The following is a 15613-nucleotide window of genomic DNA, read 5'->3' on the forward strand; positions in this document are numbered from 1 at the left end:
TTCGGAGGTTAATTTGGCATTTGGTACATTATTTTCTTTAGGTTTATATTTTATTGTCATGATCGGTATAGGTTTATATGCCTTTAAAAAATCGACCAGTGACGCAGCAGGTTATATGCTAGGAGGGCGTAATCTAAGTCCTTCCGTGACGGCTCTTTCCGCTGGGGCTTCTGACATGAGTGGTTGGATGCTAATGGGCATACCAGGTGCTATGTATGTAACAGGTTTAAGCAGTATTTGGATCGCCGTAGGTTTAGTAATTGGTGCTTATTTTAATTATTTAATTGTTGCGCCTCGTTTGAGAACTTATACCGAAGTAGCAAATGATTCGATAACTTTACCTGATTTCTTTGAAAACCGTTTTAATGATAAGCGCCATTTGCTACGCGTAGTTTCATCAATTGTTATTATTGTCTTTTTCACGCTTTATACTTCATCAGGTATCGTTGCTGGTGGTAAATTGTTTGAAAGCTCTTTCGGATTAGATTATGAAGTTGGGCTCTACGTTACCGCAGGTGTTGTTGTACTTTATACTATGTTTGGTGGTTTTTTAGCCGTAAGCTTAACCGATTTTGTGCAAGGGTGTATTATGTTCGTAGCGCTTGTGCTGGTACCTTTTGTGGTCATAAGCGACATTGGTGGCGTACAAGCAATGAATGATGTTATTCATTCTATTGATGCTGAAAAGTTTAATATGTTCAATGGTGTTAGTGCGCTGGCGATTATTTCAGCGATGGCTTGGGGCTTAGGTTATTTTGGCCAGCCACATATCATTGTGCGCTTTATGGCAATCCGGTCAGTTAAAGATTTACCTGCTGCTCGTCGTATTGGTATGACTTGGATGATCGTTTCTATTTGTGGTGCTATGGCAACTGGTTTTGCTGGTATTGCTTATGTGGCGAAAACGGGCACAGAATTAACCGATCCAGAAACTATTTTTGTATTATTTTCTCAGGTCTTATTTCACCCTCTCATTTCTGGCTTTTTATTAGCCGCTATTTTAGCTGCTATAATGAGCACCATTTCTTCTCAATTATTAGTGACATCAAGCTCATTAACTGGTGATTTTTATCAAGCGTTTCTAAATAAAGATGCTACCGATAAACAGCTTGTTTTTGTTGGCCGTTTATCTGTACTTCTAGTTGCTATTGTTGCGATATCTTTAGCTTATGACCGAAATAGCTCTATTTTAAGTTTGGTTAGTAATGCTTGGGCAGGATTTGGCGCCGCATTTGGACCACTAGTTATCTTAAGTCTCTACTGGAAAAAAATGAACAAACAAGGCGCTTTAGCAGGTATGTTAACGGGTGCTATAACCGTTCTTATTTGGATTTATGCTCCGATAACTGTCGGTGGTGAACTATTGAGTTCAGTGATGTATGAAATTGTTCCTGGTTTTATACTTTCAACAATAGCGATTGTTGTGGTGAGTAACTTGACCGCGGCACCTGATGAATCTGTTGAAAAGATGTTTGATGAGATGATAGAGCAGCACAATATCGATTAATGGTATTGTAAACTCGCTTAAATAAAGCCCGTTATTGATGTTCAATAACGGGCTTTTTATGTTCAGGATGAACGGTCATGATTTTTGTTCCTGACAAATCATAAGTACCTCCATCCCTGGAGGCAATAGCGTGGTGCCAAGGATGGCAAGGAACGTATATGTTCAGGATAAACGGTCATGATTTTTGTTCCTGACAAATCATAAGTACCTCCATCCCTGGAGGCAATAGCGTGGTGCCAAGGATGGCAAGGAACGTATATGTTCAGGATGAACGGTCATGATTTTTGTTCCTGACAAATCATAAGTACCTTCATCCCTGATGGCAATAGTGTGGTGCCAAGGATGGTAAGGAACGTATATGTTATTTTAGTCTCTATTTTAATGAGGTGTGTACTAGATACTGAAACGAGTTCAGCATGACGATCTTGGTATCTGTTGCTTGAATTGAGTTAAGTACTAGATACTGAAACGAGTTCAGCATGACGATCTTGGCTTCTGTTGTTTGGGAGGTCAGTACTAGATACTGAAAACGCGTTCAGCATGACGATCTTGGCTTCTGTTGTTTGGGAGGTGAGTACTAGATACTGAAACGAGTTAAGCATGACGACTTTGGCTTCTATGGTTTGGGAGGTGAGTACTAGATACTGAAACGCGTTTAGTCTGGGGATTTTAGTATTAATATGACGGTTTCAGTGCAAGAGCAATGGAGTTTTAATAAGAGGGGATTAAGAACGTCGTCGCCATGGTTTCATGTGCGACGACGTTAACAGTAAAATAATATTTTTATGACTTAAATAGACCAGCTAATATTTTTATCGATGGCTGTTTGCCACTGCGTAAGCGATTCACTTTTGTCAGCAACCACAATAATATTACTGTTTTTAAAGTGTTGGGATTTTCCTATTAATTTATCTGTTGAAAAATCAGCGGTAAATTCAAGCTCTTCATTATTGGGAACAATAAAAACAGTAACCATGCTTGTTGCACCTTGAAAAACTAAGTGCAGGCTTTTCATGCCATCAAACCGGCAATAATTAGCAAACATTAATTTGCCTATGCTATCTGTAAAACTGCCATTAAACGTCGCCATTTTATCGTTAAGAGAGGCTAAGCTCACATTTGCAGTTGAAGTGTTAGAGAAATGTCCTTCTTCATGGGCAATATGAGCTATCGCATAATCTCCTAGGTTGTTATATGCATTAGAAAACTGCATAAAATTAATCGTTAAACCCATAACAAAGGCAACAGACGCAGCTAAAGCTAAACGCACACGACTTTTACGTTTTTGCTGCTGATGACTAGCCATTGTTTGACGTAAAATAAGTTTATCGCTTAAGCCTGTAGGTACTTCAATATTTAACGCTTGAAAGAGTTTACTGTCTAAACTTTCAAGTTCTTGTGTAAAATTTTGCTTGGCAGGGTCACTGTGAATTGCAGCAAGCATATCTTCATCACGTGTATTTGGATCTGCATAAATACGACGTCTAAATTGCAAATCATCCATTGTATTGACCTCTAACTTTGGGAGTATTATCTAAAGCTTCTTTTAATTGATTACGCGCTCTAAACAACCTTGTCATCACGGTATTCTTATTTAAATCGAGCTGTTTAGCTATTTCTTCACCTGAAAAACCACCAATAATTTGTAAAACTAATGGCTCTCGGTATTCTTCTGGCATTTGTGCTATTTTTTCACGCAGCCAATAGTTTTCAATTTCTTGCTCGCTACTTGTTGATTTAGTATCGGTAATAGTGGCTTCTTCATATTCACTCATATCAAATCGTTTACGTTCGAAACGACGAGCATTCTCTCGTCGTAAAATTGTGATCAGCCATGACTTAGCTGCTTTTTCATCTTTTAATGAATCTAAAGCTCGCCATGCCCGTAAAAATGTCTCTTGCACTAAGTCTTCAGCCACATGTTTGTCGTGACATAGCCAATAAGCATAACGGAATAAATCGCCATGCAAAGCTTTAACTAGTGCTTCATATCTAACTTGTTTTGTTGCCATGTTGTAAGAGACCTGAGCTGACATTATTTTATTTCGCTTTTAAAAATATATTTCATTTTTATCTTGGATTCAGAGTTAAAACCTTAGCTTCATTTACTTTTAATCCTTGCTTATTAATCGCTTGAATTAAGCTTGTTAAGGCCTTTCCTTGCCAAGTTTTTTGCTCTTTCCCATAATAACATTGCTGTAACAACTCAATTTCGTCCTGAAATTTCTTATCATTAATCTCGATTAACGCATCATCAAGTGTTGCTGTTATTTTGTTACCTGCTTTTGCTTGTAAGGTATTTATCCATGGCGATATTAAAGCGAGCACTTCTAAGCCTTGATTTTTTTTACAGGCGGCTAATAAAGATAAGTAGGGATTATTATTTATATTATCAATCTTCGTTGTTTTTACTGCCAATGGTCTAGAGCGTTTTGCACTGATAAACCATGCTAAAGCAGTAAGTAGCCATAAGGTTAAAAATAGCCATTGTAGCCAGGATGCTTGAGTAACAACAATTGTCTCCGTTGGAATAAGTACTTTGTTTTGCTGATTTTTCATGACAGCTGGAGCGCTGTTAAGCTCGCTATTAGGTAAAACTGTAATTTTTTGAGCAGCAATTGTAGCGATTTGATAACGGTTAGTGACGGTGTTCCACCACGGAATACTTATCTCCGGTAGCTGATATTCGCCAGGCTTACTGGCAACAATGGCAAAATTTCTAACTTTTTGGCTAACCAAATGGCCACTGCTCATGCCGGTATGTAATTGAGCTTGGTCTGGATAGACTTTCAGGCCTTTGGGCACCGTCATTTCTAAAAGTGGCAATTGTTCTTCGGATAAACCTGCTGCAGTTAAGGTAATGATGCGCGTAATCGGCTCGCCTACTTTGAACGTTGTTAAATCAGGTTGCCAGTCTTGATGAATAGCCAGTAAATTACTCGGTAACCACGTGCCTTGAAATGTTTCGGGGATAGGACGAACTAGCAGTTGAATTTCATCGCCAATGACACTAACAGGTTTAGTTTCTGAAAAGCTAAACATGTTATTTCTTCGCGTTGAAGGCACTAAGATTTCGCCAGAGAACAGCGGTGACTTTAACGTAAATTCACCGCTATTTTTAGGACTTATTGCATAGGTTCTTTCAATAACTCGATAGCGACGGCCATTAATAATAGTATCTTCTTCTTTATCTTTTCCAATTTGAGTAATGCTGGCGCTTTCTAACGTTGGTTCGCTTAAGCTGCCACGCTTCAATTCTGCAGCAAAGTGCAGCTTTACTGTTAAGGTTAATTGTTGTTGAACATAGACTTCTTTGGTCGATATTTCAGTGGTAATAAAAATGTCTTGTTGTTTGTCAGCAAGCGGATCATTTTCAGCTAATATTTGTACTTTTATGGCTTGAGAGTTTATGCCCGCTATGGTGAAAGGAGGAATAATAAAATCGCCTGCTGATTTGCCTATTAGCAAAGTAGTCCAGGTTGTTGTTTGTGTCGTTTTAAAATTAACCATACTGGTTTGAGAACTTACCGATGTTCTACCAACGACAAAGTCTTTTAATAACGCGGAGGTATTTAAAGCATTGGTGTCGACATCGTCATCTATGGTGATTTTTAAAATAAAAGACTCATTAACCACGATAGGATTTTTATCAATAGTTGCACTAATTTGAGTTGCCGCAAACGCATTAGGGGTAAAAAGCGTATTACTGAGCAAAATAGTTAGTAGGGCTATTATTGTTTGGGTCATTATTTTTACCATTGTTTTTTTCCTTTTGCGCGACTACTTCGACTATTGCGGCGCTTTTGATATTCGAGCTGCATTTTGTTTCTCAGTAACATATAAGGATCATCAGTTACTTTGTTGAGTAATTGTTGGTGTTTTTGTTCGGTCTCTTCTGCTAATTGTTCGGCGGCACGAAGCTGAGCAGGTGTTTGCTCGGGTTGGCTTGGGTCGTCTTCTTTACCTTCCTCTTCTTTAGCTTGTTTTTCCTGCTCGGCTTTATCTTTTTGTTCTTGTTGAGACTTTTCTTGTTCGGTCTGCTCTTTGTCAGTCGCTTCTTTTTGATCATCTTGTTGCTCAGATTCACTTGGCTGAGCTGGATCTTCACTGTTTTTCTGCTCTTGATCTTTCCCCTGATTTTCTTGCTCGTTTTGTTCTTGCTGGTCTTGCTGCTCTTGATTTTTGTCGTTGTTTTCTTCGTTGTTCTGTTCTTGGTTTTCTTGTTGCTGCTCTTGTTGTTTTTTTAACTCTTCAAGGTAAGCTTTATTAGCTTTTGCATCTTGATGCTGTGGCTCTTTTAGTAACGCTTGTTCATACGCTTTAATTGCTTCATCAATACGTTTTAATTGCGCTAGAGAATTACCTTGGTTATACAGAGCTTCCGCAGTGTTTTGGCGTTGAAATGCTTTTAATGCTTGCTCGTAATTTCCTGAGCGATAATAAGAGCTCCCCTGCCAAGATGAATCCTCAAAACTAGTGGCTGCCTGCTCAAAAGCTTCACTGTTGAATTGTTGTTGTCCTTGTTGGTCTTTGGTTTGCCATAAATTTTTCCAAAAATCATCAGTCACCTGTTTGTCTGGGACTGATTCTTTTGTTAGCACTGCATTGGGTTTTGTAGTGCTTGGTAATGTTGTGCTTTGCGCGTAGCTTTTATCAACGGGTGACATTAATAATATGAATGGCAATATCGCTAATAAACGGCCTCGGCGAAAGTAGGGCAACAACAAGGCTAAGACTAAAAATAATAGATAGGGACCCGCTTCTTGCCATTGATCACCCGTATTTGAAGATTCTTTTTGTTGTTGATCTTCAATATCACTGGGTTGTCGAAGTAACGCTTCAATATCACTATTATTGTTAGCGAGTGTTGCATAATAACCACTGCCTCTTTTTGCTGCGCCTTTTAAGGCTGATATTGATAATTTAGGAACGATAATAGAACCACTCGTATCTTTCATCAGTTCACCATTATTAAGCTTTATTGGCGCTCCAGTTGTTGTGCCTATGCCTAAAATATTCAACCGATGATTATTGCTTCTACTCCAATCGGTGATGTCTTGAATGTCATAATTATCGATACCATCAGTAAACCAATATATATCACCTTTGCTATGACCAGCATTAACCAGCATATCGTGAGCGAGCGTTAGCGCAGCTAAAGGGTTACTACCAAGTTCTGGCATTAATTCAGGGGACAAAGATGGCAATAACAATTTAATATTATTAATGTCGGCTGTCAGAGGGCTAATCGTAAAAGCATCACCAGCATAGGCGATTAAGCCTATTTCACCTTCATTTAATTGTTCGAGTAAATCAATCGCTTTGTAACGCGATCTTGTTAATCGATTGGGCGCAATATCAGTAGCATACATAGAATACGACATGTCCATGATCAACACCGAGCCACGTGCTATTTGATAAACGGGTTGTGGCAGTTTTTTCCACGTAGGTCCGGCTAAAGCTACAATTGCTAATAAACCTATGATAAAAGGTAAAGTAAGTGACAACTTCTGCCGACTGTCTTGCTTATCAACCAAGACACTTGCTAAATGTTTTGGAAGCAATTGTTGCCAGCCAGATTGGCTCAACCGGTATTTTTTGAGGAGTTTTAACGCAAAAATTAAGGCAATGATGGCTAATAACCACCAAGGACGAATAAAGTGAAAGTCTGCCATTTTAACTATTCGCTCCTTTTAATGTGATAGTGGGTAGGTTCAGCCAAATTAGATAAAGAAATGATAATAATAATGCTGCTGATAATGGCCAATAAAATAATGCCGTAAGGGGACGCATTTGCTGTTGGTCTTGCTCTATCGGTTCTAGCGCATCGAGTAATTGATATATTTCACTCATATCTTTACTGTCACGGGCACGAAAATAATATCCACCTGTTTTGCTAGCCAATTGTTGCAACGACTCTTCATCTAATTCGCTAGATGGGTTAATGCGACGTTTACCAAAAATTGAATCTTGAATCATTACATCAGCGCCAATGCCCACTGAATAAATGGTAATGTTTTTTGCTACTGCGAGTTCTAATGCTTGTTCTGGGGTTATTTTACCTGCCGTATTTTGACCATCGGTTAACAGTAATAGCACACGATTTGATTGTTTCTTTGTATCAAAGCGTTTTACTGCCAAAGCAATAGCATCTCCAATTGCAGTTTGTTTACCGACTAAACCTAATACGGCTTCATCAAGCATCTGCTGTACTGTTTTTCTATCAAAGGTCATTGGTGTTTGCATATAGGCATCATCACCAAAGAGAATAAGACCTAAACGATCACCGGTGCGACGTTCAATAAACTCACCTAATAATACTTTTAACATATCTAGGCGGTTAACGGTGCTGCCATTTATTTGCATGTCTTCAACTTGCATACTGCCAGACAGATCTACAGCTATCATCATTTCGCGCCCTTCGGTGGGTACATTTACTGCTTCGCCAAGCCATTGCGGCTGACTGGCAGATATAACAATTAAGCTCCAAATCAGTAAAAACAAAATACGTGGAGACTTTTTAGTTTTAGCTGAAAAACGTTCACTAGAGGTATTTTGAATTAGTATTGGCATTTTTAATGCTGCCGCTTGGTTTTGATTCTTTGCTGGTAATAGATACATTAATAATGGTATCGGCAGCGCTAACAATACCCAAGGTAGTAGTAGATTAATCATGACTGTTTCTCATGTTTTGTTACCGAATTTTGCTTTAGTAACTGCGGCGGAAGCGCTTGACTGAGCCAAAGATGAGCGGCTTCCTTCAACGTTTCATTTTCTGAATTTTTAGTGAGCTGATATTTATGACTAAATTGCTGTTCAGATAAGGTTAGAAATTTTTCTTGATGCTTAATTGCTAACGTGTTCTTGAAAAAATCTTTTAATCGTTCGCCATGTAACGAGGCAATTTCATTTCGTGGAAAATACTGAAATGCAGCCCATTTTAATAAAGTGATTATTTCGTCATTATTATCGGTGCTTTGAAGTTTTGATAATGCTAGTTTTTTAGCATGAGATAATTTTCGGCGTCTTTGCCATTTTACAGTAACGAAAATAAGCGCTATTAATATAGACGCAAGTAAGATCCACCAGCCATAAGCGAATGGGTAATTATGAACCTGCTCTGGTAAGTGAATATCTTTTAATTGAGCTAATTGCTCAGACGGTTGTTTTAACGCTTCCATGAGGCGACTCCGTCAGTTAATTGTTGCTCTAAAGTTTGACCTGATGAGAAGTGCAATACTCGGGCGCCTGCTTTAAGTAATAAATCTTTTTTCAATTGAACTCGTTCATTGGCTTGTTGATGATAATTTTTAGTCGCCTTTTCATCACCAATCAATAATTGCTGTCGCGAGTTTCCGTCGGTCACCGTAACGTTCATTTTATGTTTACTATTAGGTAAGTCGTGCTCAAGCGGATCACTTATCAAACAGACAACTAGTTCACAATGACGACTGATATGGGATAAGTGGCGGATAGTTTCTTGGCTAATATAATTACCATCGGTGATTAAATAAACCAAACTTCCAGGGCGAGCAAGTTGTCTTAGTCGTGCACAATTCTCTTCAAAAGCAGCATTAGCAGAATTATGCTGTTGTTCAATAGACAAATGTTCTTCGTGTTTTTGCTGTTCGATAGATAACGTATGTTGATGAGTTTCTACTAAACTGTATAAATAATGAAGCACGCCTTGTTTGCGACTGCGCGGTTTTAATTCACTATGTTTATGTTGATTAAAAACAATACCGCCGACTCTATCGCCTCGGCCTTTAGCATGCCAAGTCACTAATGCCGCTAAGTGTGCAGCTTGTACTGATTTAAATAAAAGCTGACTACCAAACAGCATTGAATTACTGAGGTCGGTTACTACGAGTACTGGACGTTCAACTTCTTCACGAAAAATTTTAGTATGGGTTTTACCTGTTCGTGCTGTTACTCGCCAGTCGATGGCACGTATATCATCACCATTTTGATAATGACGTACTTCGTCAAATTCCATACCTCGCCCTTTACTACGAGATAAGTAATTACCTGACATTTGACCATGCTGACTTTTACGCGCAGCGAGATCAATGAGTTTAGTTTTGTTTTGGTATTGAATTAATTCATCGATTGATAATTCAATACCATTACTTAAAACACTACTAAGCAGATTTGAAACGTCTTGCTGGTTTTGTTCTTTTTTTTGATTAAGCCACATAAATTTACTTACAAGATTGATCGTTCATTATTTGATGTTGTTAAAGCGATTAATGCTATTTAAGCAACAGCGACTAAGCTTAGTAAGTGATCAAGAAGTTGATTACTGTTAATACCTTCAGCTTCAGCCTGGTAAGTCAGCAAAATGCGGTGACGTAATACATTATGGAATACGGCTTGTACATCTTCAGGGCTAACAAAATCACGGTTATGTAACCAAGCTCTAGCACGTGAACATCGGTCAAGTGCAATAGTTGCTCGGGGACTTGCGCCATAAGCGAGCCATTTTTTTAATTGGTCATCATATTTTTCTGGAGTACGCGTCGCCATAATTAAATCAACAATATAATTTTCAATGGCCGGTGCCATATGAATTTCCATCACTTGGTCGCGAGCAGCAAAAATATCACTTTGCGATATTTCTTTTACCAGTTTTTTACTTTCTTTGCCATGTTGAAGTGCTTCACCGCGGTTGAGCTTTAAAATAGCTAATTCACTTACAGCATCAGGATAATCAATTTCAATGTGCATTAAGAAGCGATCTAATTGTGCTTCAGGAAGAGGGTAAGTACCTTCTTGTTCAATAGGATTCTGTGTTGCCATCACTAAGAATAAGTCAGGAAGAGGATAAGTATTACGTCCAACCGTAATTTGTCCCTCTGCCATCGCCTCTAATAAAGCAGATTGTACTTTTGCTGGCGCGCGGTTGATTTCATCAGCGAGTACTAAATTTCTAAAAAGAGGACCCGGCTGAAAAACAAAAGTGCCATCTTCAGGGCGATAAATATCTGTGCCAGTTAAATCAGCAGGTAATAAATCGGGGGTAAATTGCACGCGGTGAAAATCAGCTTCAATACCTTCAGCTAATGCATTTACGGCACGAGTTTTTGCTAAGCCGGGAGGACCTTCTACAATTAGGTGACCATTGGCAAGCAATGCAATAAGTAAATTTTCAACAAGGGCGTGTTGACCTATAATTTGTTGAGATAAGTATTCTTTTAAAGATGAAAAATGTTCAATTGCCATGCTAACTACCACTTACTTGTTTTTATTGTTAAACCTATGGGTATATATATAAGGTTCAGGTACCATAAAACAAGGATTTTTTACAATTTGACATGATTTTTAACAATTTATTTTCGAATGAATAGCTCACGTTTTAGCTGGGAGTTGTATTTATTTCATTTGAGGTTAGAATAAAGCAATCAATAAGTGGTCAGACCTCTTGGTTTGAAGACGATAAAATTAGATATTACGATAGAAGGGTAAAACATGACAAAAATGAATTTAACGACTCGAAACGGAGAACGCATCGCTGTAGTGGCTGGGTTGCGAACACCTTTTGCAAAACAAGCCACTGCTTTTCATGGTGTACCAGCAGTAGATTTAGGAAAAATTGTCGTTAATGAATTGCTAAAAAAGCATGATATTGACCCTACTATTATCGATCAATTAGTTTTTGGCCAAGTGGTACAAATGCCTGAAGCGCCAAACATTGCCCGCGAAATTGTTTTGGGTACTGGCATGAATGTAAATACCGACGCCTATAGTGTCTCAAGGGCTTGTGCAACAAGCTTCCAATCAACGGTTAATGTAACAGAAGCTATTATGGCAGGTTATGTTGATGTGGGTATTGCTGGTGGTGCTGATTCTTCATCAGTTGCGCCTATTGGTGTGTCAAAAAAGTTTGCTCGTATCTTACTTGATTTAAGTAAAGCGAGAAGCTTGGGGCAAAAAATATCACTTATTCGTCAGTTGGGCCTAAAAGATATTATGCCTGTTCCACCAGCTGTTGCAGAATACTCTACGGGTATATCGATGGGGCAGACTGCAGAGCAGATGGCCAAAACCCATAATATCTCTCGTGAAGCTCAAGATGAATTAGCACATCGTTCGCATACTTTAGCCACAAAAAGTTGGCAAGAAGGTAAGTTAGCCGGTGAGGTGATGACCGCCTACAGTGAACCTTATAAAAGTTTTATTGAAAAAGATAACTGTATTCGTGAGAACTCAGAACTTGCCAGTTATAAAAAATTACGTCCTTGTTTTGATAGAAAACACGGCACAGTGACTGCTGCAACAAGTACACCATTAACAGATGGTGCCTCTGCCATTATTTTAATGCGTGAAGGGCGTGCAAAAGAATTAGGTTATAAACCGCTTGGTTATATCAAAAGTTATGCTTTCGCTGCCATTGATGTTTGGCAAGATATGCTTATGGGTCCAAGTTATGCGACGCCATTAGCACTTAAGCGTGCAGGTATGGAATTAAAAGATTTAGATTTAATTGAAATGCATGAAGCTTTTGCAGCACAAGCGCTTGCTAATATGAAAATGTTTGCCAGCACAAAATTTGCCCGTGAGCAATTAGGTCAAGATAAAGCGATTGGCGATATTGATATGGCTAAATTTAACGTGATGGGTGGTTCGTTAGCTTATGGTCATCCTTTTGCAGCAACAGGTACCCGTTTAATTGTACAAACCCTTAATGAGTTAAATCGTCGAGGTGGAGGTACGGGGTTAACTACCGCATGTGCCGCTGGTGGTTTAGGCGCTGCAATGATAGTGGAGACTGACTAATGACTGCACCTAATAACACTCAAGCAAACGATGAAGCGCTTAAACAAGAGAGTAACAATATGAGTACGTTTACATTAATTCGCCAAGACAATGGTATTGCTCATTTAGTGATGGACGTGATTGGCGAATCCATGAATACCTTGAAAGCTGAGTTTTCTGAAGAAATTGATACGGTATTAAAAGAAATACGTAATGACAATACGATTAAAGGTGTTGTCTTAATCAGTGGCAAAAAAGATTCTTTTGTTGCTGGCGCAGATATTAATATGCTGGCGAGCTGTCAAAGTGCGAGTGAAGCAACGGCTCTTTCTCGCAATGGGCAAATGATTTTTGATCAAATTGAAAACCTCTCAATTCCTGTTGTTGCTGCTATTAATGGTGCTTGCCTAGGCGGCGGACTTGAACTTGCTATGGCGTGTCATGCTCGTATTTGTAGTGATAATGGCAAAACAGCCTTGGGTTTACCTGAAGTACAGTTAGGCCTATTACCGGGGAGCGGTGGTACGCAGCGTTTACCAAAATTGGTTGGTATTCAAAAAGCATTAGATATGATGCTAACAGGTAAACAATTACGCGCGAAACAAGCCTTGAAGATGGGCTTGGTTGTTGATGTTGTGCCAAACAGTATTTTAATTTCTGCTGCTGAAAACTTAGTGCTAGCGGCACAAGGTAAAGCAAGTAAGATTAAAAAGAGTCAACGCAAAATTAGTGTTTTAGATAAGGCACTTGAAGGTAATGCGGTTGGCCGTAAAATAATTTTCAATCAGGCGACTAAATCTGTATTGGCTAAAACCAAAGGCAATTATCCTTCACCCCTCAAAATTATTGATAGTGTACGCAGTGGTATCGAAAAATCATCGGTCAGTGGTTACCAAACTGAAGCTGATCATTTTGGTGAACTTGTTATGTCACCAGAATCAGCTCAATTAAGACAAATCTTTTTTGCTACTACCGACATGAAAAAAGAGCAGGGCATCGAAGGTGTTAATGCTAAGCCGATTAGCCAAATTGGTGTTTTAGGTGGCGGCTTAATGGGCGGTGGTATTGCTTTTGTCAGTGCAACTAAAGCGAATGTTGATGTACGTATTAAAGATATTGCGCCGCAAGGTATTAGTCATGCGATGAAATATGGTTATGACATACTCAACAAAAAAGTTAAACGTCGCTTTATGTTGAAAAGTGAAATGCAAAAGCAATTGGCTAAAATTACGGGTTGTGTTGATTATAGCGGTTTTAAAAATGTTGATATGGTCATCGAAGCTGTTTTTGAAGACTTGTCATTAAAGCAAAAAATGGTTGATGACATGGAAAGTATTTGTGCTGAAGACACTATTTTTGCGAGTAATACCTCAAGTTTACCTATCGGACAAATAGCAGCAAAAGCTTTGCGCCCTGAAAATGTCATTGGACTGCATTATTTTTCTCCGGTAGATAAAATGCCGTTAGCTGAAATTATTGCACATTCAAAAACGTCTGATCAAACTATTTCAACGACAGTTGCTTTTGCTAAAAAACAAGGTAAAACGCCGATAGTTGTTAAAGACAAAGCGGGTTTCTATGTTAATCGTATACTAGCGCCTTACATGAATGAAGCCGCCTTATTATTACTCGAAGGCGAATCGATTGGTAAGTTAGATAAAGCACTGGTTAAGTTTGGCTTTCCTGTCGGACCCATACAATTATTAGATGAAGTCGGTATTGATATAGGCGCTAAAATTGGTCCTATTTTACAAGCTGAGTTAGGCGAGCGATTTGCTGCACCAGAGGCATTTAATAAACTTATTGCCGATAAACGTTTAGGTAAAAAAGTGCAGAAAGGTTTTTACCTCTATAAAGATAAAAACGGCAAAAAAGTCACCAAAAAACTTGTTGATGAATCTGTCTATCCATTATTAAATATCATCATTAAAGATCAAAAAACAAATGATGAACTTGTCCAGCGTTGTGTTTTTATGATGTTGAATGAGGCTGCTAGGTGTTTAGATGAAGGTATTATTCGTAATGCTAGAGACGGTGATATTGGCGCTATCTTCGGTATCGGATTCCCACCATTTTTAGGTGGACCATTCCATTATATCGATACGCTAGGTGCAGAGGTAATTGTTAATAAGTTGAACCTGTGGAGCAGTGAACTAGGCGAACGCTTCAAGCCTTGCCAGGCATTAATTACCATGGCTGAAACAGGTAATAAATATTATTAGTAACAGGCAATGTTATGCCACCTCGGTGGCAATTTAACGAAAAAGAGGCAATTTAATGCCTCTTTTTTTTATGCTTTTTACCCTTTAAAATAAGTTGAATAAATACTCTAAATTAGTTATATTTCGCCTATAAAGTTTTAGCCATTCTTTTAGTCAGTTTAGCGGTAAATATTATGTTGTTATTTTTAGCGGTTGTCAGTGTTGTTTGTTCGATGTTCTTTTACTGCCAGGCATTACGTAGTGGTTTAGGTTTGAAGCGCTGGGCATGTGCAGGATTAGTTTTTGGGCCTTTTATTTGGCCAATGTTCTGTATGAAGAAACGGATGAAAATGAATAAGATGTTTGGCTTTAATACACTAATTTTAAAAGCTTAGAAGTTTTTAAAATTAATTTTTCTTTATCACTCTAGATAAAATAAGACAGCTACATTCCTTGTAGCAAACAGTGTCTTTCTTCAAACTAACCATTGTAAATAGTGGTTCAATGATTATTACGTCCACCACTTACTAGCTGGCATCTCTTTAATTTCAATGCTAGCAGCAATAGGGTTTGCTTTAGTTGTTACAAATAGAGCTTTAAATAAGTTGATCATCTTGGACCCCTAGATACGAACGCCATTTAAATTACGACCTGTTAATTCCACATCAGATCTTGAATCATTGATGCGAACACCATTAAGATTACGACCTGTTAATTCAACATCCGATTTTGAATTATTGATGCGAACACCATTAAGATTACGACCTGTTAATTCAACATCTGATGTTGAATTATTGATGCGAACACCATTAAGATTACGACCTGTTAATTCAACATCTGATGTTGAATTATTGATGCGAACACCATTAAGGTTACGCCCTGTTTCAATCATATTTAATGAGTTGGTTTCTATAACAGGTAATGGTGAAACTGACATTGTCATTGATAAAATAAGTGAGCTAAGCATTCATATTTCCTTCATTAGTTTTTATTAATTTCATGAATGTTAAAGCATAGAGTGTGCCAAGAATTAAGAGCCTTACTTAATAAGGCTTTTAGAGGGGAGGGGTAGTGAGATCGTATTTTTGTCAAAACTTTGTCAAAACTTTGTCAAAGGTAGTGCCGTTGTTTAGTCACTTTATTTACAAAG

Annotated in this window: 13 protein-coding genes; 4 read left to right on the forward strand and 9 right to left on the reverse strand. The window is 38.3% G+C overall.

What is annotated here, in order from left to right; genetic code table 11:
* The first annotated feature begins 13 nt into the window (after window positions 1-13).
* Window positions 14-1507 (forward strand): sodium/proline symporter PutP, encoded by a 1494-nt coding sequence (gene putP, locus H4J57_RS11105; protein ID WP_182230443.1) that lies wholly within the window; start codon window positions 14-16, stop codon window positions 1505-1507.
* A gap of 790 nt (window positions 1508-2297) precedes the next feature.
* Here putP and H4J57_RS11110 read toward each other — a convergent pair.
* The 8 genes from H4J57_RS11110 to H4J57_RS11145 are packed head-to-tail and all read right to left on the reverse strand — an operon-like array spanning window position 2298 to window position 10729.
* A complete protein-coding gene (locus tag H4J57_RS11110) occupies window positions 2298-3011 on the reverse strand; it encodes a DUF3379 family protein (RefSeq protein ID WP_182222071.1) in 714 nt (237 codons plus the stop codon).
* Window positions 3004-3519: a sigma-70 family RNA polymerase sigma factor gene (locus tag H4J57_RS11115; RefSeq protein WP_070377194.1), complete on the reverse strand. Its 516-nt coding sequence runs from the start codon at window positions 3517-3519 to the stop codon at window positions 3004-3006. The genes H4J57_RS11110 and H4J57_RS11115 overlap by 8 nt, the downstream gene beginning before the upstream one ends.
* A 58-nt stretch (window positions 3520-3577) precedes the next feature.
* Window positions 3578-5254: a BatD family protein gene (locus H4J57_RS11120; RefSeq protein WP_182242938.1), complete on the reverse strand. Its 1677-nt coding sequence runs from the start codon at window positions 5252-5254 to the stop codon at window positions 3578-3580.
* A gap of 5 nt (window positions 5255-5259) precedes the next feature.
* Entirely contained in the window at window positions 5260-7182 is a 1923-nt protein-coding gene (locus tag H4J57_RS11125; protein ID WP_182242940.1) for a VWA domain-containing protein, read from the reverse strand.
* Window position 7183: 1 nt separating this feature from the next.
* The gene (locus H4J57_RS11130; RefSeq protein ID WP_182222074.1) at window positions 7184-8182 is read right to left on the reverse strand and encodes a VWA domain-containing protein; all 999 of its coding nucleotides are present in this window, start codon (window positions 8180-8182) and stop codon (window positions 7184-7186) included.
* Window positions 8179-8688, reverse strand: coding sequence for a DUF4381 domain-containing protein (locus H4J57_RS11135; RefSeq protein ID WP_182222075.1), 510 nt, complete (start codon window positions 8686-8688; stop codon window positions 8179-8181). Before H4J57_RS11135 ends, H4J57_RS11130 begins: the two co-directional genes overlap by 4 nt.
* Complete coding sequence (locus H4J57_RS11140) at window positions 8676-9704, reverse strand: DUF58 domain-containing protein (RefSeq protein ID WP_182222076.1); 1029 nt, start codon at window positions 9702-9704, stop codon at window positions 8676-8678. The genes H4J57_RS11135 and H4J57_RS11140 overlap by 13 nt, the downstream gene beginning before the upstream one ends.
* Window positions 9705-9763: 59 nt before the next feature.
* On the reverse strand, window positions 9764-10729 hold the full coding sequence (locus H4J57_RS11145; protein WP_182242942.1) for a MoxR family ATPase: 966 nt from the start codon (window positions 10727-10729) through the stop codon (window positions 9764-9766).
* Between the two features lie 246 nt (window positions 10730-10975).
* Between H4J57_RS11145 and fadI the strand changes: the two genes are divergently transcribed.
* The 3 genes from fadI to H4J57_RS11160 all read left to right on the forward strand — a co-directional run bounded on the left by fadI (window position 10976) and on the right by H4J57_RS11160 (window position 14858).
* Complete coding sequence (fadI, locus tag H4J57_RS11150) at window positions 10976-12283, forward strand: acetyl-CoA C-acyltransferase FadI (RefSeq protein WP_070376076.1); 1308 nt, start codon at window positions 10976-10978, stop codon at window positions 12281-12283.
* A gap of 59 nt (window positions 12284-12342) precedes the next feature.
* A complete protein-coding gene (gene fadJ / locus H4J57_RS11155; RefSeq protein WP_259366849.1) occupies window positions 12343-14484 on the forward strand; it encodes a fatty acid oxidation complex subunit alpha FadJ in 2142 nt (713 codons plus the stop codon).
* A 173-nt stretch (window positions 14485-14657) separates the two neighbouring features.
* Window positions 14658-14858, forward strand: a complete 201-nt coding sequence (locus H4J57_RS11160; protein ID WP_182215051.1) for a hypothetical protein — start codon at window positions 14658-14660, stop codon at window positions 14856-14858.
* 227 nt (window positions 14859-15085) lie between these two features.
* On the opposite strand, the gene H4J57_RS11165 is transcribed toward H4J57_RS11160, so the two are convergent.
* Window positions 15086-15430 carry a DUF4097 family beta strand repeat-containing protein gene (locus tag H4J57_RS11165; RefSeq protein WP_182242946.1) on the reverse strand — a complete coding sequence of 115 codons (345 nt, stop codon included), beginning with the start codon at window positions 15428-15430 and terminating at the stop codon, window positions 15086-15088.
* Window positions 15431-15613 lie beyond the last annotated feature (183 nt).

The sequence above is a fragment of the Colwellia sp. BRX8-7 genome, from assembly GCF_014077275.1.
In the GTDB taxonomy this organism is placed as follows: Bacteria; Pseudomonadota; Gammaproteobacteria; order Enterobacterales; family Alteromonadaceae; genus Colwellia_A.